This window comes from Bacillus sp. AFS073361 (assembly GCF_002567005.1).
Taxonomy (GTDB): domain Bacteria; phylum Bacillota; class Bacilli; order Bacillales; family Cytobacillaceae; genus Neobacillus.
This window is the reverse complement of sequence record NZ_NUZU01000047.1, coordinates 1-25,154: the sequence shown is the minus strand read 5'-3', so window position 1 is coordinate 25,154 and position 25,154 is coordinate 1. Positions and strand designations below refer to the sequence as shown.

Sequence of the window (25,154 nt, the reverse complement as noted above, 5' to 3'; positions counted from 1 at the left end):
CCGCTCCGTGTAAGAGCAGCGTTCTTCTTTTAATCTATGTTTAATGTGCCTCGATTAAACCATAACGGCCGTCACGGCGCTTATAAACAACATTTGTACGATGTGTGTCTGCATTTGTGAACACATAGAAGCTATGGCCTAGCATGTTCATTTGCAGAATGGCTTCTTCACTGTCCATTGGTTTTAGGTCGAAGCGCTTTGTACGAACTAATTCTAATTCATCCTCATCTAAATCATGTACTTCCGTGTTTTCAGTTGTTGCAAATGTAATTGGAAAATCGCCTTTTTCGCGGAATTTGCGGTTTACCTTTGTCTTGTGCTTGCGAATTTGGCGTTCTAATTTGTCAGTTATCAAGTCAATCCCAGCATACATGTCAACATTTGTTTCTTCAGCACGAAGAACAAGTTGCGGCAGCGGAATTGTCACCTCTACTTTAGAAGTTTTATCTTGATTGAATCTTAGATTCACATTTACCTTTGCATCAGGTGCTTCTGTAAAATAGCGCTCCAATTTTGCGATTTTCTTTTCTACATACTCTCTAATTGCTGGAGTTACCTCAATGTTTTCACCACGAACGTTATAATTCATTTGTGGATTCCTCCTTTAGTTACGGCTATGTATTAACATTTCTATTTTACCCTATGAATATCCTGCTAAATCAGAACAAAAATTTTGTCGATTTATTGACAAAAACAAAGGGAAGATAGTGACAAGATTTTGCACGACTTTTGAAATCAATTGGTAATTAGCACTAAAATGAAAGGTTATTTAATATTATTATTGTAATCTTTATGGAGATAACTATCTAGTACAAAACTTGCTACGAGTAAAAGGAACATTCCGACCGCTTTGAAAGATTACGACCGAGCAAGTGTCAGCGATTGAATGCTGACTGCACCTGCCTCCTTCAATAGTTTAGCAGCATGCCTTAGTGTGGAGCCTGTTGTATAGATATCGTCAATTAGGACAACTTTTTTTCCTGTTGCATGAACATCAGGAAGAACCTGAAACACTTGCGGAAGATGGATTCGTTCTGACCGAGATTTCTTCGATTGCTTTTCAGAGTGTAAGCGACTAAGCATGGATGTTGGGGAAAAGCCTGCTCCTGTTATTAGAGCCGTTGCCTGATTAAAGCCCCGTTCATATTGTCGTTCGTCACTTAATGGGATAGGCACCAGTAGGTCTGGAGATAATTCGCCTATCTTTCGCTTGAAAAGTTCCGAAAATATCTTTGCTAATGCATAATCACCGCGAAATTTAAACATTGCGATTACTTCTTTTAAAAAATCATTATACAGGAAAAAGGAATGATTTTTCTCCAGGCTTCCTTGCCATTTTGGATCTTCCTCCCAACGAAAGCAATCATGACACACGTCCCCATTTCGAAATTGATCATTTACTTGCGAAAACGGCCGGCTGCATATTCGGCATTGGTCGCCGAGAATTTGTTCTAAACTCCCTTCACAAACAGGGCAAATGTGATGTTCCTTATCAATGGAGAAAATAGCTTGCCAGCTGATGCTTGGCATAATAACATCATGGCAAATTAGACAGCAGTTTTGATGGAATAGGGCCATTTTTAAACCTCCTTTTACTTGTCGAGTAATTCCCTTTTGATTCCTTCCCGGTTCATTGAGACGATTTGCTTTTTGGCCCTTATCATCTCTTCGGTTTTTCCATAATGAAAATAGGTCACTACCCCCTCTGGATAATCCTTACTCCTCCCCGCCCTTCCAGCAATTTGGACAAGGGCACTTTCTGAAAAAACTGCATCCTCCGCACCTACCACTGCGACATCAATGTTGGGGAAGGTTACCCCCCGTTCAAGAATCGTCGTCGTCAAAAGCAATGGGATTTCTTTGGCGCGCATTCTTAGCACCTTTTCTTTACGGTCAGGGTCTTCGGCATGGACCGCTTCTACGGATGCAGCCAATTGGCGTAAGATAAGGAGAGCTTTTTCCATTAAAGGGATATGGGGAAAAAACACTAGGGCTTGCTTGTTGGCATGAATCCGCTCAGCTATCCAGCGGAGGACGTTGGCCGGGAGCTTATTTTTTTGCAGCTGCTTTTGCCAATTGCCGCACCATTCAAACTTAGGGACCGGGAGCGGATGACGATGGAAACGTGCTGGGATTGTGGTAAATGCGCGTTTTCCAGTGCGGCATTCCCTTTGCCATTTTTGATTGGGTGTAGCAGTCAGGTAAATCATGGCGGAGGACGGTTTTCGGGCCTGGATGGCGGCATACTGAAGCGATTCCTCGACAGTATACGGAAAAGCATCGACCTCATCCAATATAATGGCATCAAAGGCCTGGTAAAAGCGGAGCAGCTGGTGAGTGGTTGCAATGGTAAGGGGAGCATAGACATGGCGGTCCTTACTTCCACCGTAAAGGGATGCAATCTTTATTTCAGGAAAGGCAGATTTCAGTCTGGGTGTGAGTTCTAAGACGACATCAGTCCGAGGCGTGGCAATGCAGATTCTCTTTTTAGCAGCAAGTGCCGCTTCAATCCCAGCGAAAAGAACCTCGGTTTTCCCTGCCCCGCATACAGCCCAGACTAAGTGCTCTTGATTGTGCAAAATAGCGGTGGTTACATGGTCCGATGCAACCTGTTGCCCCTTAGAGAGCGTCCCCTGCCAATGCTTGATGGTTGCGGGAAGGTTGGTGTCAGGCACCGGCCCATTCCAACCGATAAGAGCGGTGCACGCACTGATCCTTCCCATCATAATGCAATGGCGGCAATAGAGACAGGTTTCTCCACATCTTGAGCATGGGTAGGCAGCAAACCAGTGCGCCTCCTTGTTGCCGCAACGGGCACAAACTGGCTTTTTCCCTTCATAGTAAATTCCACTCCGGTAGGTGATACAGCCATTTTCATAATGGCTTTGGATTTCTTCGAATGGAAATGGGATATCCTCAGGGAGGAGCTGTTTGCCGGTGAGAAGCTGCTGAAGGTCTGGATTGTAGGAGAACGTTGGATGGAGTGGCGGCTGAGGGATGCTGGATAGTTTAGAGATTGGGAATGAGTCTTCTTGTATGGCCGCTGGTATTAATAGGTTGTTTTTAATGATAAAACGCACGGGGGCACCTTCTCTGGATTGAGATAATAAAGACGATCTTTTGTTTTCCCTGACTTTTTTAGATCCAGTTTATGAAGTTGTTTTTGTGTGGTATGAATGGTTGGGAGATGCAGGAAGCCTCTTGCCTCTTGGTTGGTGATTGTTGGCTTGTAGAGGTAGAAATAGTGACTGAGGGTTCTTAGAATGACATTCTTCGAGATCATATGACAGGCAGGGCAGATCCAAACCCCTCTTTTGTAATTCATCGGAATATAATTGCATTCGTTATTTGGGCAGCAAACACCACTGCGTATATCCTTTTCTGTTAGATTGTATTCTTTTAGAATGTCAATTGGTTTTGGGCTGTGTTGGCTTAGAAGTAGGTTGCCGATTTGGGACATGGTCTCAATATCGATTCGTTCATGCTTATATCGTTGGTCCATGCCATCAATCTTATTAAAGATGTCTCTTCCTTTGCATATTTTTGATGAATCCATTTTGTCTCCAGAGTTCGTTTTCAAAATAGTACTTGTGCTTTTGAAAAAAATTAGAGTATCAACAGGGAGTAAATGGCAATGGTTTTTGATCAGCCAATTCCTTAGGAGTGATTGAAGTCGTTGACATTGAACACGCGGGTCCTCAAAGGATTCTTCTGTTCCATCCTCATTTTTCCGGATGAGTTGTTTAAAAGTATTATCGAATATCAATGTGCCTGCTATATTTTTGGCTTCAATAATAAGGATGTATTTTTGCGAAAGTAAAAGGGTATCGATCTGGAAGTGTATGCTGTTGTATTGGAGTTGGAGGTCATGGAAGATGAGGTATATATCTTTTGGAAGTTCTTTAACGTAGTTTGCTAAGGCAACTTCGCCCCAGTAACCAGCCCATCGTTTGGCTAGGTCCTTTTCAATTTCTTGATATTTTCTATGGCCGATAATGAGACGTAGTTTTAGGATTTCTGTTAAAAATAGTCTTTGGGGTGGGGTTAAATCTTTCATGATCAAGTTAATCGTCAGCTCCCTTACCTTTTTTGAGAAATTTCTACAAAGTTTGTATTATTTCCTGCTTAATCATGGGAATTTTTTATGGATATGTGTCAGTTTGATGTCTTTTCTATTGTGGCTGGAAGGATTTCGCCAGATTGGACCCGGCTTTCGCCGACTATTGGTGTTATTTCGCCAAACTAGGGATGGATTTCGCCGACCTCCGAGCTTATTTCGCCGAATCCTCAATTGATTTCGCCAAACCCCTTTTGATTACCTATTTCAGAGATTTCGAGTCACATTCTTTGACTCGTTTTTTAGGATTGCTCTCGTGGCGGGGGATTTCGCCAGATTGGACCTGGATTTCGCCGACTATAGGTGTTATTTCGCCAAACTGGGGATGAAATTCGCCGTCCTCCGGGCTTATTTCGCCGAATCCTCAATTGATTTCGCCAAACCCCATTTTAATACTTCTCAAAACCCATTCCCCCACCACCCCCAAAATTAAAAAACCATTCCGGACCAAAGGACGGAATGGCAACTAACTTACTAATTTACTAATTTACGAACTTGCTTACCTATCTAATTTTTTCATCCAGCCCAGGCCCATGGCTCCTTCGCCGAGATGGGTACCGATGACGGCGCCGAAGTAACTGATTGTAAATTCGACATTAGGATACGCGACTGCCAGCTCGTCGCGCCATTCCCTGGCCTCTTCCTCACGGTTGGCGTGGATAATGACAGCTTGATAGCTGTTACCACTGGACGCATCCTCATCAAGAAGGTCAACGATTCGTTTCATCGCTTTCTTACGGGTGCGGATTTTTTCAAATGGAACAATGACTTTGTTTTCAAAATGAAGCAGTGGTTTCACTTGAAGAATGCTGCCGATAAAGGCTTGGGCACTCGAGAGACGCCCCCCTCGTTGCAAATGAGCTAAATCGTCCACCATGAAATAGGCACGGGCCGTCATTTTTAATGCTTCTAAATGAGCCACAATCGTTCCTGGATCCTCGCCCTCAGAAGCCAATTTTGCTGCCTCCATTGCATAAAACCCCTGCACCATGCAGCTGATTTCAGAGTCATAGGGGTGCACTGCAATGCCCTCTACCATCGAACTGGCCGCGACTGCCCCTTGAAAGGTGCCGCTGATACCACTGGAAAGATGGATGCTAATGACCGCATCATACTCCTTTGCAAGGCTCTCAAAAAGCTCAACAAACTGGCCGATGGGTGGCTGGGAAGTGGTTGGCAGCTCTTTCATCTTAACCTCTTCGTAAAACTGCCTCCAAGTAATATCCACTTCTTCGTGGTAAACCTCGTTACCAAAGATGACATGTAACGGGATCATATGTATATTCCATTTATCGCGTAGATCCTTTGGGATGTACGCAGTGCTATCCGTGACGACGGCTGTCTTCATAAAAAATACCATCCTTATCTTTTTAACTCTATATGGTATTTTATATGAAATTTGGAGAAATTGCATTAATTCCCCAAATAAAAAAGGACATGCTCTTCAGCATGCCCCAAACTAACTCTACTTACTTAACCTCGACCCAGCCATTCTTAATGGCGACAACAACAGCTTGGGTGCGGTCATTGACGTTCATTTTTTGTAAAATGTTGGAGACGTGGTTTTTAACTGTTTTTTCACTGATGAATAAAGCTTCGCCAATACCACGGTTGCTTTTACCATCGGCAAGCATTTGAAGTACTTCACATTCACGGCGTGTCAATAAATGCAATGGACGGCGAATTTCCATTGTTTGGAGGTAAGCCCCGCCACTGCGGGCGACACCCGCTGCCAGCTTGCGGTACTCGTTTACTAAATTATGAGTAACCTTTGGATGTAAATACGATCCGCCGTCAGCGACAACTTTGACCGCTTCAATTAAGGCATCTGCATCCATCTCTTTTAATAAGTAACCAATGGCCCCGGTTTGTAAGGCATGGGTCACATAGTTCTCATCATCATGAATGGATAAGATAATAATCTTCGTGTCAGGGTATTTGTCGACCAAATCACGCGTAGCTTCGACACCATTCACTTGTGGCATATTAATATCCATAATGACCACATCAGGTTGGAATTCTTCTACTAATCTTAATGCTTCGCTGCCATCCTCACCTTCTGCGACAACTTGGAACGATTTTTCAAACTCTAGTATTCTTTTAACGCCTTCTCTAAATAGTTGGTGATCGTCTATAATGACAATTTTGGTAGTCAATTTTAACGCCTCCTTAGCCTTCTAATTTCGAAATTTTCTCCACTGACGGTAGGTTCATAGTTTTCTAGTTAATTAGTGGGACTCGAATCAGCACAGCGGTCCCCTTACCTATTTTTGAATCAAAGGTAAGCTCACCTTCAAGCAGGTCAACCCGCTCTCGCATTCCAATCATGCCAAATGACTCAGGTTTCTTTTCTGTGATATCAAAACCGATACCATTGTCCTTAATTAAGACAGTAATGGATGCATTGGTTATTTCTAACCGTACTTTGATTTCACAGGCATTAGCATGTTTTAATGCATTTTGCACTGATTCCTGTATCATCCGAAAGAGCGCGACTTCATACTTAGTCGGAAGCCTGCGTTCTAGTCCGATATTCACAAAATCAATTTTTGATTGGTTATGATATTCTTCGATGGTTCGCAAGTATTTTCTGAGGGTAGGGACGAGACCTAAATCATCTAATGCCATCGGACGAAGGTCATAGATAATTCGCCGGACTTCATAAAGTGCCGAACGAACCATTTTTTTAAAGCTACTAACCTCAGAAAAAGCCTCATCCGCGCCTTTTTCCCTATAGACACGTTCAATTAAATCCGAACGCATAATTACATTGGCAAGCATTTGGGCGGGGCCATCGTGAATATCCCTTGAAAGCCGTTTGCGTTCCTCTTCTTGTGCTTCAATGATCTTTAATCCAAAATCTTGCTTGGCTTTGGCATGTTCAAGTACCTCGCCAACCTGCTTCAGATCACTGGTCAAGTAATTCATTACGACTGAAATTTGCGATATCAACTGGTCGGCACGATCAATCGTTTCGTCCAACCCTACTAGACGATTTTCAAGGTCGGATCTTTTATCCAAAAGCTGCTTTTTGTATTGCCAATTAATAGATAGGTCCATTTGCAGTTGATGGGCTTTTTCATAGGCATCACGGACCTCTTCTTCAGAGTAATTTTTAAAATTCATACTGACTTCTGACAGCATGCTCCGCGCTTCAAGGACCTGTTTTTCAAGTTCCTCGCCTTCATTTGTGAGTTTTACCATCATCTGCTTAATATTATCTAATTCATTGATCATATTTTCATAATCCTGACGGCATTGTTCACCGATCCGGAAGATGTCAGTTTTACTGCAAGTAACGGTTTCAATCATTTCTTCACGAATTTCATCAATTGATTTCATATTGATTTGCTTAATCTTCATACCCATTCCTCCGATAAGAAAAGCAATAATCGCTTGGACGCTATCATTAAACAATATTTTAATTTCAAACAAATGATTTCATTATCTTTGGATTTTTACCTACATTCCTTGTAACATATAATACAATGGTTTGAATCAATTTGCTATTCTTAACATACACGTTACCATTAATTTCAGTAAATAGTAGTAGTATAATAGGAGTGGCACTATTTCCCCATAACACAGGTATTTACTACTTTTATCTGTTTTATTATAACATGTATATTTTACTGCCATATTAAAGTTATATTACACCATTATGAAATTTAGGAAGGAGTTCACTGAATGCTGCCTCGATATCATACAGTCAAAAAAGCTGGTGAACATGAAATTATTATTCAAAAATCACGATTTATTGCCCACGTCAAAAGAACGGAAACTGAATTGGAAGCACAAGAATTCATTCAAGCCTTGAAAAAAAAGTATTGGGATGCCACCCATAACTGTTCTGCCTATCTCATTGGTGAGAATGATCAAATTCAAAAAGCCAATGATGATGGAGAACCAAGCGGTACAGCTGGCGTGCCGATTCTTGAGGTTTTGAAAAAAAGAAAACTAAAGGATACTGCCGTGGTCGTTACCCGTTATTTTGGCGGCATCAAATTAGGGGCCGGCGGTCTAATCCGCGCTTATGGGAAATCTACATCGGAAGGACTAGATGCTGTCGGAATCGTCGAAAGAAAGTTGATGCAGGTCTTCCATATTACAATTGATTATTCTTGGCTTGGAAAGATTGAAAACGAATTAAGATCGTCCATTTATATTCTAAAGAATATTCAATACCAAGAAAATGTCGAATTTGAAGTATTTGTGGAAGAGGAACAGCAGCAGACATTTATAGAATGGATCACTGAATTAACAAATGGACAAGCCGAAATGGCAAAAGGAGAAATGACCTATCTGGAAACCGATATTTAGGCTTTCTCTGCTTTCACTTTGTCCAAATGAAGGAAATTTAAATTTACAAAAAATTTCATTTTACCAATCTCTATAAATATTATAAAATAGAATAGATTTTCAACAAAAGCTGACATTTTTCTACTTTATACTAGGAGGCAATCTATGTCTATCAATAGACAGGTTTATAAGAATAAGAAAAAAGGTAAGAAAAAACGAAAACGAATTTTGTTATGGATTATCATGCCGATTCTATTATTGATTGTCGGTGCAACAGCATACGGAGGATTTCTATATAACAAAGCAGAATCTGTTATGAATAAATCCTACAAGCCGATTGACCGCGATACAAAGGCAACAAAAACCAATGTTAAACTTGAAAATACATCGATCTTATTTATTGGTGTAGATGACAGTGAAAAACGGAAGGCGAGCGGCAGTTCTCGTTCCGATGCGTTAATGCTGGCTACCTTTAATAAAGAAGATAAATCTATTAAACTATTAAGTATTCCACGTGATTCCTATGTTCATATTCCTGAGAAGGATATTTATACAAAAATTAATCACGCCCACGCGTACGGCGGCGTAAAACTGACGCTTGAAACAGTCGAAGAATTACTTGATGTTCCTGTCGATTATTATGTGAAAATGAACTTTAACGCGTTTATTGATGTCATTGATGCTCTTGATGGAGTCCAAGTAGATGTCCCGTTCACCTTTTCTGAACAGGATTCCAAGGACCATGCCAAAGCTATTACCTTGAAAAAAGGTTTACAAGAACTAGATGGTGAAGAAGCTCTGGCATTTGCACGGACCAGAAAAATTGATAATGATATTCAAAGAGGTCTTCGCCAGCAGCAAATCTTTAAGGCGATTCTCGCCAAAGGTGCTTCCATTAAGTCCATTACCAATTACACCGATGTCATGGAAGCGGTCGGGAAAAACATGTCGACAGACTTAACGTTTGATCAAATGAAATCATTTATCAGCTATGTCCAGGCTGGATCTGGAATTGATGTTGAATCGATGTCACTAAAAGGATCTGACTCCTATATTGATCGTGTTTATTATTATCAACTTGACGAAGCAGCTTTAGAAGAAACAAAATCTAAACTGAAAGCACATCTAAACTCAACGGCAACAGCAAGTACAACAGAAACAGAAACAGAATAAATCAAAGAACCCGGATCTTTAAAGAATCCGGGTTCTATTTTTTGCATAACTTTCGAGAAAAAGAAAACAATAAAAGGGTAATCCAGTTGAGATTTACCCTTTTTAACTATTCTATTAGATTTACCTGTTTTTGTTCAGTAACCCCATAATACGGAGGAGCGGCCGATAATTTTTATTAATTAATCCAATCGTTTCAACGAATAGTTCAATCGCTAGCACAATAATGGTCATGATTAAGATTGAACCCCAAACGGTTGTGATGGTAAAAATAAAGGCTGCAAGGCCAAACATGGCGCTCATTGCATAAATTAACAGAACCGTTTCACGATGTGTAAACCCTAGTTCTAGTAAGCAATGGTGTAAATGGGATTTGTCTGGAGCTGCTAATGATTTCTTGTTGTAAATTCGACGAATGATAGCAAAGAATGTATCTGAAATGGGAACACCTAAAATAATGATTGGAACAACAAACGAGATTAATGTTACATTTTTAAAACCGAGCAATGAAAGGACCGAGATCATATATCCAAGAAAAAGAGCACCAGAATCACCCATAAAAATTTTAGCTGGATGAAAATTATAAATCAAAAATCCTAACGTGCTTGCTAGAAGGATTGTCCCCATTGCGACTACATAGCCATTCCCCATCACAATCGCCATTCCAGAAATAGTGATAAAGGCGATTGAGGATACACCAGCGGCCAAACCATCCAAACCATCAATCAAATTGATGGCATTCGTAACACCAACAATCCAAATGACAGTAATCGGGATACTGAAGATCCCAAATTCTAAGTAGCCGTTAAACGGTAAGTTAATAAATTCAACTTCCACGCCGCCCCACATAACAACAATCAGAGCTGCAATGATTTGTAAAGCAAATTTTACTTTGGCTGATAATTCATAGATATCATCTAACATACCAGTAGCCAATATAATGACTCCCCCAGCAATAATGGCTGCATGGTAGGGGCTATATGGTTGGAGAATTAGTATACCGAAAAGGAAACTAATATAAATCGCTAACCCGCCTAAACGCGGCATAATTTTAGAATGTACTTTGCGTTGATTAGGACTGTCCGTTGCTCCTAATTTAAAAGCCAATTTTTTCACAATTGGAGTAATTAAAATGGAGCATAAAAAACATAATATTAAGGTCAGATATAACATGAAGACCCTCCCTATTAGTATAATGCCCCATTAATAAATTTTAGAAACAGGCACATATTTCTAAGTACACTACAACGAACATATTATAGCACACCCAATTTTACTTTGGTATAAGTTAATAAATTGTCGAAAAATTACGACTATAACAAAATAATTAGACCTATTAATGCCAATATATTCTCTTATAATGTAAGACATAAGAATGCTACAAAAAGTTACATTTTTTATTAACCTTCAGTTCTTTTTCTCGTTAATTTTACTTTAAAAATTTGTGATAAAAATTTAGGGATGGCAAGCATTCTTCTCCACCTTGAAGGCTGAGTAATCAAACGATAAAACCATTCGAGGTTTATTTTCTGCCAGATTCGCGGGGCCCGTTGGACTTCGCCAGCGAGCACGTCGATGCTTCCCCCCACCCCCATAAATAATCCCTTTGAAAAATGCGGAAGATTTTCTTTAATCCATTTTTCTTGTCTAGGAAAACCCAAAGCAACAAAAATAATATCCGGACCTTTGGCTTTAATCTCAGAGGTTATTGTGTTTTTCTGCCAATCAAAAAAACCATGATGGCTGCCTGCAATATGTATCTGGTTAAATTGCCTTTGGATAGTTGCTACAGCTTTTTGATTTGTTTCTTCCTTTCCACCCAAGAGGTAGATGCTCCATTTGTTCTTATTCGCCTCCTCTAGAAGTCGAATAGTTAAGTCATATCCAGTGACACGCTCATAAATAGGTTGATTCAATATTTTCGAAGCAATAATAATCCCAGCACCATCAGGGACAATCATATCAGCGGATTGAACAATCGTCAGATACTCTGGATGATCATTTGCATACATAACAATTTCTGGATTTGCCGTTACGATGAAGTACTTTTTTTGGTCGTGAATGGCTTTAATAAGTATTTCCACTACTTCATTAAATCTTTTATTTAAAAAGTTAATCCCTAATATATTAACCAAATTAGTTTTCATATTTAGAATCCTCTTAACATTTTTCCTCAAAATTATTTATGTAAGAAAACTCGCCCACTGGCGAGTTATTTAAATTGTAGCTAAGCCTCTTTGTTTTTCCATTACTGCTTCACGGAATTTTTTCTGTTCCACATCAGTCATTGATTTATATTTCTTTAAGAAGGTTTCGTATTTTGGAATAACCTCTTTAACAGGACCAAATTCTTTTATTTCGCCGTACTCAAGCCAAACTGCCTTTTCACAAAATTCCTTTATCTGTCTCATGGAGTGACTAACAAAGAAAATCGTTTTTCCCTTTTCTTTAAAGTCAAACATCTTTTTCTTGGATTTTTCTGCAAAAACCTGATCTCCTACTGACAAAGCTTCATCAACGATGAGAATATCAGGGTTCACGGTAACAGAGATTGCAAAACCAAGACGAGATTTCATCCCGCTTGAGTACTTCTTAACCGGCTGGTCAATAAATTTGCCTATATCGGCAAAATCAATGATTTCCTGTTCCATATCTTTAATCTCTTTCTTTTTGAAACCAAGCATTAAACATTTTAATTCTATATTTTCCCTGCCTGTTAATTGATTATCAAGCCCCGAGGAAATGGCAATAATTGAGGTTGTACCTTTTGTGATGACCTCGCCGGAAGTAGGGGGAATTACCCCTGCAATAATATTAGACAAAGTCGACTTACCAGAACCATTAACCCCAACAAGACCAATTACATCACCGCGATTGGCAGTAAAGGATATATCCTGAAGTGCATAAAAATCCTCCCCATACCCCCCTGGTAAAATTACGTCGAGAAGTTTTTCTTTTGGTGACCTATGCATCTTATACTTTTTAAAAACATTTTTGACATTTACTGTTTCATTCATTTGGATTCACCACCTATTTACAAGTAATCCACAAAGCGATTTCTAAATTTTAAATGCAAGACAGCTCCAATCATGAATAATCCAATGACAGTTATCCAGAAATATAAAGTATATTCCGGGTATTCAAGCGGATACCACGTTGTACCAAGTAAGGCTGCCCTGTAGCCCTCTACAATATAGTATAAAGGATTTATTTTTAATAAAAAGGCATAATCAATTCCATTTATCACCAAATCATCAACATGCCATAAAAAAGGAGTAACATACAACAGCATTTTTAATATGGACTGGACCACCTGCTGTACATCCCTGACAATTGTTGAGAGAGTGGACGTCACTAGTGCAAGTCCTAATAAAAATAGTAAGGTTGCCAGCATAAAATATGGTAATTGAACAAAATATACCGTTAGTTTAAAATCGGTAAATTGTAAAAAAATAGTAACTACAACCACTAACATTAGGTGGGTATAAAAATTTGCCATAATCACAAATGATGGAATGGCACTCATGGGAAAACTCATTTTCGAGATCAATTGTATTCTAGAATAGATAGACCTAGAAGAAGCAGAAATAGCTGGATTCACAAAGAACCAGACAATCATTCCTGTGACCATCCAAATAAAAAACGGAACATCGATACCATTTTCCATCGGAACCTCTCGGCCTTTCCGAATTCCGGCTCCAAATACAAACCAATATATGGTCAACTGAATCATTGGATTCAGTATTTCCCAAAATCTGCCGAGATAATTATTCGTATTCGCACTCTTTAGTTCAAAGGCAGATAACCTCAGGATCAGGTAAAAGGAACTGATTTGTTCCTTTACAATCGTAATCATCGATTTCATGAAAATTGTCCTTCCTATCGCTAATAATAACCTTGTTCATTATACATTAATTTCTCCAAAGGGACATAATAAAAACAAAGCTTCGACATGAAAATATCGAAGCTTGTCATATTTATTAAATTGGCTGTGTTAAATTTGTCTGTTGATTTCCGTTACAGGCACATCGCTTTCCGCGGGCGTGCCNNCGTGCCTTCCACTGCAATCAACAGATTGCCAAAATCGACATTATTCTTTAACACAGCCATTAAATTAATACCCAGTACTCTTTGCCTTAAAACTCTCTTCAGCAAATATGTACTGCACAAGGTTTTGGCTTGAACAGCCTTTAGAATATTGGTTCCATTTTTCTGCATAATATTCGACAAGGCTAAGGTCGAAGCGGTTGTTTTGAATAAGGTCAATAATTGATTGGGTATCTTTGACAAGCGGTCCTGGTAAGTTGTCTTCAAATCCTTCCATTAGACCACGATGTTCTTTATACTCATCTAAATCGTAGGCGAAAAAGATGATCGGTTTATGTAAGATTGAAAAATCGTAGGGAATCGACGAATAATCAGTAATCAAATAATCAGCGGCAACCAGTAGTTCATTAATATCATACTGACTTGAGGAAAGGTCAACAACGAAATCTGAGTATCGCAGGACATACTCATCCTTGTGAACAATTGCCGGATGTAACCTGAGAATTAACCGATAGTCTTGTCCTAACTCATGTGCCATTTTTTCAACCTCTAAGACAAGGTTAAAGTGTTCTAACTCATGGTCTCGATAAGTAGGAGCATAGAGAATAATTTTTTTAGCTCTCAAGCTAGGATGTTGATGTAGTAAGGTGTCGATTGCTTTTCGTTTTGCCTCTTCATTATAGAAGAAATCAGTTCTTGGGACGCCTGTCGGCAGGATATTCTCCTTTTTGAGGTTAAAAGACTTCATAAAAATCTCTGTCATCACATCCGAGCCGGCTATTACTCGATCAAATTTCCTGTATACCTGTAAAAAACGCTCTCTCGCACGATCGGTTCTCGTTTTAATCGATTCATCTTCCAGACCGAACTTTTTCATCGCCCCCGAGGCATGCCATAACTGAATACACTTGACTTCTTTTTTAAAGGTTACGGCAGCTAGAAAGCCAAAGTAGTTATCAATAAAAATATGGCGGGAAGTGGCTATATGAAATACCGCTTTCAGCCAATTCATGATATGTTTCGCTTCAAAGAGAATAGTTGTGGCCTCTTGAACATCCTTAAATTTAGGGAACACCTTTTGTTCGCAGAGAAACACCACATCAGTTAAAATGTGCTGCCTGCGAATTTCTTCATACACATACTGGGTGTTATCACCAAAACTAACCACAAACGTGGTTTTGTTTCTTAGCGGCCACAGACTAAAGATGGAAAACAGGCACTTAAAGACAAATAAATAAAAACAAATGGCTAGTTCCCTAACCATTTGTGACAGCATTTAAATCTTCTTTTATTTGTGAAGTAGAAATCCCGATTGTTCTTGGCAGGTAAACCACTTCACAATATTCTTTAAGAAAGTCAAATTTGCCTTTCCAATCATCACCCATCACAAAAACATCAATTTCATGTTTGATCACGTCTTGAATTTTTTGGTCCCAAGTATTTTCAGGAATCACTTCATCCACAAAACGAATGGATTCTAAAATTAACTTTCTGTTTTCAAAGCTGTGGTAAGCTTGTTTATTCTTGCCTTTATTGAATTCATCTGTGGATAGACCAACAACTAAATAATCTCCTAAGTCTTTGGCACGGCTAAGTAAATTTATATGACCAAAATGTAATAAATCAAATGTTCCATATGTTAACACCTTTTTCATAAGAGTAACTCCTCCTGCTATTAGTATTCGGAAAACGCGGCAATATTTATTCAAAATCAAAAATTATTTTTCATTTTTAATGTAGTTGACTTCACCAAATCATTATAAGACTATCAAACTTAAAATTCAAATAAGAACTGAATAATTTCCAACAAAATACCATTAATTACTTAAGTTTATTGAAAAAGCTGACTTGGTGAACAAGTCAGCCTCTAACACTATTTCAGTTCCTGAGTAATATACATTTTACTAACCCAGCCTTTGCTTCCATTGGCTGTTTTCACTTGATACCATGTTTTCGTCCCATCCATCGTTACTGTGCCATCTGCTTTCATGATAAGAGAAACATAATCATTTAACGGCAGCTTTCCTAGCGAGGAATTGGATGTGGATGGCCCGGTTCGGATATTTAACTCCGAAACTGTCACTCTCCCTAGATTTTGAACAGATATGTAATTTTTATAGTTGCTAAAGTCTACATCATTGGTCCAGTATTCTTTATTGTCCACTTTCACCCGCAGCCAAAAGTCATTAGTTTTTTCCAGGACAGTAAAGGAGGTTCCTCTTTTCATCGTTTTCACTGCATCATGTACGCCCTTTTTACTATTTAGAACAATTTGTTTATTTGCAGGGATGGTAGCAATGGCGACGATATCAGCGGGAAACTTATCTCCGCCAGCAGGAATTAACGGCCTTTGAGGGATATTGGCATCGGGATCTGCCTTTGCATAATAGGCTTTATCATAGGAAAGAATCTTTTCCATATGCTGGCTGATTGCTTTACCCCAATACGGATCAGTAGCATAAAAGAAGTTCATGCCCTCACTACTAGCATCAATTCTTGCATTCGTTAATGATGTGGTACCAAAACCCAGATATGCCCCTTGAAACTTCCAATTAGCTGGATTTAAGTACGTAGATTTCATTTCACGGGCAATAAAATCAATACACAACTCTACACTAGCAAAACGATAGGCAGCTACAAATGGCGCTGCATCATAGGCACCAAAGCCAAATAAGTTGTTCTTGGTAATCGAAATGCTAGAGGTTCCATAGGCACTCTCATGAATGGCATGGGCTGCCAAGTAAAGTGGATTGACCCCATACTTTCGCCCGGCATCAATAAATACCTGTCCTTTATTCGTCAAAATACTCGGCTTCCCCGTATTTTTTACATAGCCAGCAATATAATTATTAATTTGACTTGCCTTAACAGGAGATTGAGTTCTTAAATCAATAAACTGATAGGTATCCCTCGTGCCCATTGGATCACCCGTTATCACCTGTTGAAGGTACGTGCCAAATACGTAGCCGCTTTTCCCGGCATAGCTGACCTTATACCAGCCATTAGACGTCTTGCTGGTTGGAATAATGATTGTTCCTTTAGGAATCGAGGTTAAAATGGCAGCTGTTGTCGCCGCAGCTTGTCTAACATTTAATTGATCCATAACCGCATAAGTTGTCTTCGTTATGGCTTGCTCGGCAATGGTATCGGTTGGAGGAATGTTTACCCCACCGTTGTCAGTTCCTCCCTTGTCGGGTGTCTCGGCAGGCTTAGCATATTTCGAAATATCGCCGCCATAGACATAGCCAGATTTCCCGTTATAGGAGACTTTATACCAATCTCCGATTCTTTGCTTAGAAGAAATAATTGCTTGTTTTGGTATTTTTACTAGTTTTGTATAGGTTTTTCCATAGGATGCGTACAAATAGGTATCTAGTTTGGCTTGATAGTCCGCGGCCGCAAAGGATGTTATCGTGGCCTTGCTTACATCCCCGCTATAAACATAAAGTGTTTTTCCATTATAAGAGACCCGATACCAGACCTGGCCGACGCTATTTACTGCTTGATAAGCAGAATAAAGTCCGTTTCCGCTTGCGAGGCTGTATACCGCACTCTTCTTTGTATCAGGAGTAGAATATAGCTTTACGGTTTTTTTTGTAAAATAATAGCCTCCGCTTATTGCACTATATTTATAGTATTCCTTTAAAAAAGTTCCTTTTACCCATCCAGTAGTTGTTACATTTTTCCCTTTAGAGGAATAGGTGTAGGTCACCTTATACCAATCCGTTATTTTCTCCGCGCTTGTGATGGTCTTACCCTTTGGGATTGAAAGTAATGTTTTATATCTCGTGCTGGCTCCTGAGCGGATGTTAACATTATCGGTGGTCTGATACGTTGTTTTTGCAAATTTAACCGTTTTTGGTGCTGTAGAAATTTTCTTGATATAAGAGGCGCTAACCCAACCTATTTGGACGACTTTCTTCCCTTTTAGGGTATATTGGTACGAAACCTTTACCCAGGTGCCTTTTTGTTCAGTGGCAGTGATCGTTTTTGATTTAGGGACCTGAAGGATTGCTTTATATTTTGTCGAAGGACCCGTTCGCAAATTAACATTGTCAGTCGTTTGGTAACTGATATTTGCTAATTTTATAGTGCTGGCGGCATAGGCAAGTTGCACCTTTGATGGAATAATTGGAGTGACAACCTCTCCTACTAATAAACTAGTAGATAAGAGAAGAACTTTCCCGATATTTCTCATTGACACACCTCCCTGTCGGATTTTGGATGCTGCATTTCTAATTTTTCTATAAATATAAAAAAACTCAAATTATGACGAAAGTTGCATCCTCCCATTAAATCTGAGAAAATATAACGTTATCAATTCCTATTATCGCTGATATCCTCTTAATTTTAAATAGTTTCCAATAAATACTTGTTGCAATTCGAAAAAATAGGTCGATTTACTCATGAGAATTAGGGAGATTCTTCGGAGAATTTGTAAACTATCACTGTCCTTGTGGGATAAAATGACAAAAACACCCAAATTTCAACCTTGGGTGTTTTCGATCCGTTTATTTTCAATTTTTTAAAATGACTTCATTGACCACTCTTTCTGCCGCATGCCCATCTTCTAGGTAACAAAACTGTTGATAAAAATCATTCATCCGTTCATTTGATACCGTAGGATTGCCTTGGTCTTTAATAGCAGCAATCACTTCTTCAGTTGTTTCGACGAGCGGTCCTGGTGCTTTTTCTTCAAAATTAAAGTAAAAACCTCTTATATCGTCCTTATATTCCTCAAGATCGTAGGTAAAGAATATCATCGGCCGTTTCAAATTCGCATAATCAAAAAATACAGACGAATAATCCGTAATCAGTAAATCACTGATTAAATATAGTTCTCGGATGTCCTCATGCTTGGAAAAGTCCCAAGCAAAGCCTTTATACGCCTCCAAGTCAAAGTTTTCAGCGACTAGATAATGCATCCGGAGAATGATAATATATTCATCCCCGAGTTCTTGTTTAAGTTTTTCCAAATCCAACTGCAAATCAAGCTTATATTTACCTTCTTGATGAAATTGATTGTCGCGCCACGTCGGGGCATAAAGGATCACCTTTTTATCCTCAGGAAGTTGATGCTTCTGCTTAAATTCCTTGGCACGATCGTCACGATCATCTTTATAAAAAATATCATTTCGTGGATAACCCGATTCAATCATTTCTTTATCGAATTTAAAGGCACGCTTAAATATTTCTGTTGAATACCGATTGGGAGAAATTAAATAATCCCAGTTCCGTGATTCAAGATAAAATTCTTGCTTATACTGCTCCGTCGTTGTCCCTGCCATGAGCACTTCTTTCATATCATGGGCCAGCTTTTTCAAGGGGGTCCCATGCCATGTTTGCAAGTAAATGGTCTGCTTTGGCTTCGGAATCCACAAGGGCATCCGGCTATTAGTTACCCAAAACCTTGCCCTCGCCATCAAAAACAGCCATTTTACCGAAAAGCGTCGGGCATACGGAATTCCTTTCTCAACAAAGCCTTTTTCAAACCGGGGATCGACACTCCAAATAAGTTCATATTCCGGATGATTTCTTTGCAGGTATTCGTAAATCGCCCGAGGATTACAACTGTATTGCTTGCCAAGAAAGCTTTCAAACATAATTAATTTTTTCTGTGGCGGGAAAAGTGAAACCAACTGAAATAACCATTTGTATCCTGCTATTACTAACTTTTTCACGGATGATACCAATAAAACCGCGCTCCTAACCGTTGAAGAAGAAACACTGAAAGGGCTGCATTAAAAAAAGCAGCCTCGTGTTTACTCAAAAACCTATTTATTCATTTTCACTTCTTGATTCACCAGTTTCACTAGGTACTCAAGCAATTGTTCCCTTAGTTCCTCTCTGCTTAAAGCCATTTCAATCGTTGTCTTAATAAAACCAAATTTCTCACCAACATCATAGCGGATTCCTTCAAAGTCATAGGCAAAAACATCTTGAATACTATTCAAGCGTTGAATCGCATCTGTCAGTTGAATTTCACCACCTGATCCTGTTTCTTGATTTTCAAGGAGATCAAAAATCTCAGGTGTTAAAATATATCTTCCCAAAATGGCAAGATTTGATGGCGCTAACTCGACGGGCGGCTTTTCAACAAAGTTTCTTACCTCATACATGCGTCCATCTTGCCGGCTCGGATCAATAATCCCGTAGCGGTTTGTTTCTGCCATTGGAACAGGCTGCACCCCAATAACAGAAGAACCTACTTTATCATATATGTCCATTAACTGCTTCAACGAAGGCACCTTTGCTTGGACAATATCATCCCCTAATAACACCGCAAATGGCTCATTGCCAATGAACTTTCTCGCACACCAAATCGCATGCCCTAACCCTCTTGGCTCTTTTTGTCTTATGTAATGTATATCAACATTCCCGGGCTTACGAACTTCTTCGAGGAGCTCGAACTTCTCTTTACGAGCTAAATTTTCTTCCAGTTCAAATGCGCTGTCAAAGTGATCTTCGATGGCTCTTTTCCCTTTACCGGTTACGATGATAATATCTTCAATTCCTGATTCGATTGCTTCTTCCACAATATATTGAATCGTTGGTTTATCAACGATTGGCAGCATTTCCTTCGGCATTGCTTTCGTAGCAGGTAAAAACCTTGTGCCCAATCCCGCTGCTGGAATAATCGCCTTTTTGACTTTACTCATTTTTATGTCTCCTTATTTCGTATTCAAATTATGATCCATTCTAAATTTCTGCATCAATCTAATATTTGATAAAACGATGCCATTGCCTTTTTATTGTATTCTTCTGGAATAAATTCATCAAGCTTAATATCCAGCTCATTTCCCGCCAATTGAGTGAGACCTTTTTCCAGCCCTTCAATGCTATTTTCAACTAATAACCCATACCGCCCATTTTCCAATACATTTCGATTCGCAACAATATCTGTCGCTATGATTTTCATCCCATGAGTCATCGCCTCTAGTAACACCATTGGCTGGCCCTCATAATGGGAGGAAAGAACAAAACAATCGCATTTCTTCATTAATATAAATGGGTTCTCTAATTGGCCCATCAAGTATACAGAATCTGATAGCTCCAATTCCGCAATCAAATTCTCCAAGTCATTCCTTAACGGACCTTCACCTAGAATATACAACTTTGAATTGGGGAATTTCTGCTGAAATTGACTGAAGGCCTTAATCAAGTTATCCTGGCCTTTTTCAGGGGATAATCGTCCCATCGTAATGAAATTATAATTTTCTGCAACCGGCTGAGGAGGGATCACTGTTTCTTCAATCGTTTCAAGTTTTTCTTCTATTATAGTTGGAACCACTAGTTTGTATTTTTTCGAATGGAGCATTTTATACAACGGAGGATGGATCTTGGAATGAAGTTGTTTCCTTCCATCATATTCCCGAACAATCGTCAATGCCGACGAATCAATCCAGCCAATCATGGTTCCCTTGATAGAAAGCCGGCTATAGATTCCTTGCTGTGTTCTTGCTTCTTCATCTACATCGACCAATCGACCTTTATAATCCTTGCCAGAAGCGACTTTCTCTGTTCCTTCTAGATTATAGGGCATACTCCAAATGTCATATCTATTTCCATGAGAAATAATCGCTAATTTCTGCACGGGCGTATGTAATAAGACACGATCTGGCAGCAATTCAAAACATCCTTGGTCAAGCCAGCCAACGATCCGGTCATCGATACTAAATTTATAATAATTAGTAGACTTTGTTTGCACCTCTCGTAAAATGGCGACTTCCTCGTTTAGGTATTTCAGAGCTGGTGCCACTTCAGCTGCTCCGCTTACGACAGGTGGTCTGTTCCAGATTACCTCGTTTTTCGGATTCGTGATCCTTGCACTTGCTTTAAAGACCGTATTACTGATGATTTGGTCTTCAGCGATAACCTCATTGATTATCGATTTCGTTATACTTTCTGTCCATTCTTCATTCCCTAGTCTCAGAATTTTCTCTGGATTAATCGAGTTCATAACAAAATCAAATTTAAATTCCTCAGCAAATTCCGCCAAATTACTTCTGTTTAGCTCCATTGTTGCTGGTGATACACTTACCAGTTTGTCAAACCGATCATAGACGGAAAAGAGGCCCCGTAAATTTATTCGATGGGGCCGGCGCCCATTTATGACCTTTTCACTATCCGAACGGATGTCATTATGCATATAACAGATTTTTTTCTTTGCATCGGAAGCAAGCAAATATTTGGCCCAATACAGACTGTAACCACTAAAATCAATAGCATAATCAAATTGTGCCCGACCTGATATTCTGTTGTATTCCCGCTTATAGGCGTTTTCTGGGTAAAGTTTTTTGGTCACTTTACTATGTGCTCCTCGATTATGAACAAATTTATCCCGATACACTTCAAAAAGACTATGTACTTCTAATCCATTTCGAAACAAGAACCTAGCATTCTTATTTACCTTTGCGATATTATTTAAGCTTTCTTTCGATTTTGGTGATTTCATGAAAATACTAACATCAAACTTACTATAGTCAATATTGTCGACTAGATTGATAAAGGATGAGGTAATGCCATTGTTTTGCAACCCCCCCGGATAAATAAGGATTTTCTTTTTTTCCCGGTCCAATTGATTAATGATATTGATTGGAGTCTTTTCCTGGTTAAAGACGTATTGGACGATTCTTGCCGTCACCTTTCCATCATCATGTGATGTGAATTTGTTTTTTGCTGCCTGATAGACAGGGCGATAGCTATCACTTATTTTATTAATATCTTGAACGGCGTCAGCCACTTCTTCGATGGTAAAGAGCGTAGGTCCTGGTAGTTCATCCTCGGATAAATACATACCTCTTTCTTCCTGGTAATCGTCATAATCCCAAATATAGAATAAGATTGGTTTACCTGTTACAAGGTAATCAAAAAAGATACTCGAGTAATCGGTGATTAAAAGATCCACAGTACTTAACAGCTCGTTAGTATCTACAAAGTCCGGAACTAAGATCTCTTTAATTTCAGTAAATTTCTTCGCTTGATTATACAAAAAGGGATGAACTTTGATTAAAAGGTTATACTCGTTTCCTACCTTTTGCCTCAAATAGGTCATTTCACTAATGATTTGGAACATATCATTTTTTGCTTTTGATACATTTGTCCCTTTCCATGTAGGTGCATACAGAATCGTCTGTTTATTTTTATCGATTTCTAGCCCTAATCGAGTTAGTAAAGAATGAAATCTATCTGCATCAGTATGATAGGTTAGATCTATTCTTGGATAGCCTTCTTGAATAATTTCTCCATTATATAGTCCGTTTAGTTTATAACTATTAAGAAACATTTTGGTTGTATGGTCATTGGGACTTAAGAGATAATCCGCACTAAGAAAATTCCTCACTACATTCTGCGAGTGGGCTGGATTTCCAGGGATATCAAATCCCATTCTTTTTAACGGAGTCCCATGCCAGGTATTAATATAGACTTGCTCTTTTTTGGGAATAAAAAAAGGCTGAAAGGTAGAATTATTAATCAAGTACTTGCTCGTGGCTAACCACTTAAGATATTCCTTTGAATTCCGTTTCACAAATATCACATTTTTCAAGTCTTTATAGTTGGCGATCACGCTTTCTAACTCTTTCACATGATGGATTGACCAAATATGTTTAAAATGCTGAAATTCGGGGTGATGTAAGAGGTATTTAAAAATAGCATATGGGCTATCGGTTACACTTTTTCCGTCCCTGCTTTCATAAAGTATAGTATGGTCCCTCACCTTTGATTTTTCATAAAATCTTCTATACTGAAAATTTCTGCGATGATTGGCCTTTCTAACATAATTATAGAGGGGTCCGAAAATAAATTTAATTCTTCTTTTTAAAATCTTTTTATTCATGAACATCTACAGCTCCCTTACCAGTTCACTTTCTTCTAATTTTTTATTAGTTATTCTTACCATTTTTGGTGCTTTATATGTACGGAGCTGACCATCTACTTTTTCTAAACAACAAAAAAGCAAATGGTTATCAGAATTTCCTGGTCATCCATTTGCTTGATAAAGAACTTCCAATATTGTTCGTAGTGTAATAATAACTAGCAGTTGTTGCGAGATTGTTGAATTCTGATTACAAGGAATATTGTACTCATCCAGACACTCTACTATAATGAATACAATACCTATCACAAATACAGTTAAGGGGCAGTTACCACATGCTTTTTTCGATGATCATTCCTGTCTATAATGCAGAGAAATATGTACAAGAAGCGATTGAAAGCCTTATCCATCAAACAGTTGACTTTAAACAAAATGTCGAAATAATTCTTGTTGATGACGGCAGTACCGATCAATCAAAAGTTATATGTCAAAACTACGTCAAACAATATCCTAATAATATTAAATATATTTACCGTGAAAATGCCGGTCCTGGCAGTGCAAGGAATACCGGTTTTGATCATGTATCACCACATTCAGATTATATTGGTTTCCTAGATGCCGATGATCTTCTGTCTGAGGATACACTTGAAAAAGTGGGTTCTTTTTTTTCGCGGCATTCTGAAATACAACTAGCTGTGATTCCCCTCTACCATTTTGAACGAATCGATACTCCGCACAGATTGAACTATCGTTTTGAGCAAGGAGACCGTGTTATCCATATTCTCGAGGAGTATACGGGGATTCATTTTCATATTGGCGGATGCTTTTTTAAAGCGAAACATTTCCTAACTAATCCGGATTTGCGATTTCAAACCGACATCAAATTTTGGGAGGACGCCCTCTTTATCAATACCTTTTTATTAGAGCACAAGCAATATGGGGTAGTCTCGGAAGCAAAATATCATTACCGCCGACGTGTCGATGAGGATTCACTTGTTAGTAATGCTTGGTATCAAAAATCACGATACACGGAAATGATTAGACGTTGTTATTTAACGTTGATTAACGAATCAAAGAGCCGTTATAACGAGATCCTCCCTTATGTGCAGTTTTTAATCACGTACCATATTCGGTTGTATCTTTTTCCAAAGAACAACCCGATAATCTTTGAAGTGTTAACCAAAGAAGAACAAGATGAGTTTTTCGAGGAATTTGTGAAGTTAATTCAACTGTTTGATCAGAAATACATCAAGGAACAGGACATGCCTTTTTATTATAAAACCTATTTGTTAAACCTAAGTGAAAATGGCTGGCCGTACAAAGAAAATATAAGTCCCAAGAAGATTGAAAAACAGAAAGTTGTCATAACTGAATGTCATCACCGTGCATTAAAGTGGACAATAAAAGGTCACTTCATGAATAAAGTCTATTTTATGAAGGAAAATGATCGGCTGTTTATCCAGACGAAAGACAAGATCACGTATTTGCCAAAAGCCGAAATTCCAGGAAAACTGCGGATCATCTGGGGAACCGTTGTCCGAAACTACGAGCATGCTGGTTTTGAAACCACTTTGCCCTTCTATCGGAGTAAATTCAGATTTGGGATAGAAACGGAAAGTGGAAAAAGGTATTTATTGAACGAGGTAAACTTAAAAGAAGGAGTAGAGTGATACATAACGAAGAATCGTAAGCCCGAATTATAAA

At 38.9% G+C, this 25,154-nt stretch carries 18 protein-coding genes and 2 pseudogenes; 3 read left to right on the top strand and 17 right to left on the bottom strand.

What is annotated here, in order from left to right; all coding sequences use genetic code 11:
• Positions 1 to 40: 40 nt before the first annotated feature.
• The 7 genes from hpf to COJ96_RS24275 form a co-directional block, all read right to left on the bottom strand.
• Positions 41 to 589, bottom strand: a complete 549-nt coding sequence (gene hpf / locus COJ96_RS24305; protein ID WP_098576383.1) for a ribosome hibernation-promoting factor, HPF/YfiA family — start codon at positions 587 to 589, stop codon at positions 41 to 43.
• Between the two features lie 269 nt (positions 590 to 858).
• On the bottom strand, positions 859 to 1,578 hold the full coding sequence (locus COJ96_RS24300; RefSeq protein ID WP_098576382.1) for a ComFC family protein: 720 nt from the start codon (positions 1,576 to 1,578) through the stop codon (positions 859 to 861).
• Between the two features lie 14 nt (positions 1,579 to 1,592).
• Positions 1,593 to 3,080, bottom strand: a complete 1,488-nt coding sequence (locus COJ96_RS24295; protein ID WP_098576381.1) for an ATP-dependent helicase ComFA — start codon at positions 3,078 to 3,080, stop codon at positions 1,593 to 1,595.
• Positions 3,050 to 4,057, bottom strand: a complete 1,008-nt coding sequence (locus COJ96_RS24290) for a nuclease-related domain-containing protein (protein ID WP_142333044.1) — start codon at positions 4,055 to 4,057, stop codon at positions 3,050 to 3,052. The genes COJ96_RS24295 and COJ96_RS24290 overlap by 31 nt, the downstream gene beginning before the upstream one ends.
• Before the next feature lie 559 nt (positions 4,058 to 4,616).
• A complete protein-coding gene (locus COJ96_RS24285) occupies positions 4,617 to 5,465 on the bottom strand; it encodes a DegV family protein (RefSeq protein ID WP_098576379.1) in 849 nt (282 codons plus the stop codon).
• 121 nt (positions 5,466 to 5,586) lie between these two features.
• Positions 5,587 to 6,273 carry a response regulator gene (locus COJ96_RS24280; protein WP_098576378.1) on the bottom strand — a complete coding sequence of 229 codons (687 nt, stop codon included), beginning with the start codon at positions 6,271 to 6,273 and terminating at the stop codon, positions 5,587 to 5,589.
• Between the two features lie 64 nt (positions 6,274 to 6,337).
• Positions 6,338 to 7,480, bottom strand: coding sequence for a sensor histidine kinase (locus COJ96_RS24275; protein WP_098576377.1), 1,143 nt, complete (start codon positions 7,478 to 7,480; stop codon positions 6,338 to 6,340).
• A gap of 324 nt (positions 7,481 to 7,804) precedes the next feature.
• Here COJ96_RS24275 and COJ96_RS24270 point away from each other — a divergent pair, with 324 nt between their 5' ends.
• Positions 7,805 to 8,437 (top strand): YigZ family protein, encoded by a 633-nt coding sequence (locus COJ96_RS24270; RefSeq protein ID WP_098576376.1) that lies wholly within the window; start codon positions 7,805 to 7,807, stop codon positions 8,435 to 8,437.
• A 144-nt stretch (positions 8,438 to 8,581) separates the two neighbouring features.
• Positions 8,582 to 9,589, top strand: a complete 1,008-nt coding sequence (locus COJ96_RS24265; protein ID WP_098576375.1) for an LCP family protein — start codon at positions 8,582 to 8,584, stop codon at positions 9,587 to 9,589.
• A 120-nt stretch (positions 9,590 to 9,709) separates the two neighbouring features.
• On the opposite strand, the gene COJ96_RS24260 is transcribed toward COJ96_RS24265, so the two are convergent.
• From COJ96_RS24260 to COJ96_RS24215, 10 genes and pseudogenes are all read right to left on the bottom strand, one after another.
• On the bottom strand, positions 9,710 to 10,759 hold the full coding sequence (locus COJ96_RS24260; protein ID WP_098576374.1) for a glycosyltransferase family 4 protein: 1,050 nt from the start codon (positions 10,757 to 10,759) through the stop codon (positions 9,710 to 9,712).
• A 227-nt stretch (positions 10,760 to 10,986) separates the two neighbouring features.
• Positions 10,987 to 11,733, bottom strand: coding sequence for a WecB/TagA/CpsF family glycosyltransferase (locus tag COJ96_RS24255; protein WP_098576373.1), 747 nt, complete (start codon positions 11,731 to 11,733; stop codon positions 10,987 to 10,989).
• Positions 11,734 to 11,817: 84 nt separating this feature from the next.
• Positions 11,818 to 12,603, bottom strand: a pseudogene (tagH, locus tag COJ96_RS24250) (teichoic acids export ABC transporter ATP-binding subunit TagH); the annotation flags it as partial.
• Positions 12,604 to 12,620: 17 nt separating this feature from the next.
• Positions 12,621 to 13,451 (bottom strand): ABC transporter permease, encoded by an 831-nt coding sequence (locus COJ96_RS24245; protein ID WP_098576371.1) that lies wholly within the window; start codon positions 13,449 to 13,451, stop codon positions 12,621 to 12,623.
• A 249-nt stretch (positions 13,452 to 13,700) separates the two neighbouring features.
• A complete protein-coding gene (locus COJ96_RS24240) occupies positions 13,701 to 14,909 on the bottom strand; it encodes a CDP-glycerol glycerophosphotransferase family protein (protein ID WP_251458254.1) in 1,209 nt (402 codons plus the stop codon).
• Positions 14,890 to 15,288: a glycerol-3-phosphate cytidylyltransferase gene (gene tagD, locus COJ96_RS24235; RefSeq protein ID WP_098576370.1), complete on the bottom strand. Its 399-nt coding sequence runs from the start codon at positions 15,286 to 15,288 to the stop codon at positions 14,890 to 14,892. The genes COJ96_RS24240 and tagD overlap by 20 nt, the downstream gene beginning before the upstream one ends.
• 218 nt (positions 15,289 to 15,506) lie before the next feature.
• Positions 15,507 to 17,831, bottom strand: a complete 2,325-nt coding sequence (locus COJ96_RS24230) for an SH3 domain-containing protein (RefSeq protein WP_098576369.1) — start codon at positions 17,829 to 17,831, stop codon at positions 15,507 to 15,509.
• A gap of 319 nt (positions 17,832 to 18,150) precedes the next feature.
• Positions 18,151 to 19,326 (bottom strand): annotated as a pseudogene (locus tag COJ96_RS24225) (CDP-glycerol glycerophosphotransferase family protein); the annotation flags it as partial.
• A gap of 81 nt (positions 19,327 to 19,407) precedes the next feature.
• Complete coding sequence (gene galU, locus COJ96_RS24220; protein WP_098576368.1) at positions 19,408 to 20,292, bottom strand: UTP--glucose-1-phosphate uridylyltransferase GalU; 885 nt, start codon at positions 20,290 to 20,292, stop codon at positions 19,408 to 19,410.
• Between the two features lie 53 nt (positions 20,293 to 20,345).
• Positions 20,346 to 23,471, bottom strand: coding sequence for a CDP-glycerol glycerophosphotransferase family protein (locus COJ96_RS24215; RefSeq protein WP_098576392.1), 3,126 nt, complete (start codon positions 23,469 to 23,471; stop codon positions 20,346 to 20,348).
• A 314-nt stretch (positions 23,472 to 23,785) separates the two neighbouring features.
• Here COJ96_RS24215 and COJ96_RS24210 point away from each other — a divergent pair, with 314 nt between their 5' ends.
• Positions 23,786 to 25,120: a glycosyltransferase family 2 protein gene (locus COJ96_RS24210; RefSeq protein WP_098576367.1), complete on the top strand. Its 1,335-nt coding sequence runs from the start codon at positions 23,786 to 23,788 to the stop codon at positions 25,118 to 25,120.
• Positions 25,121 to 25,154 lie beyond the last annotated feature (34 nt).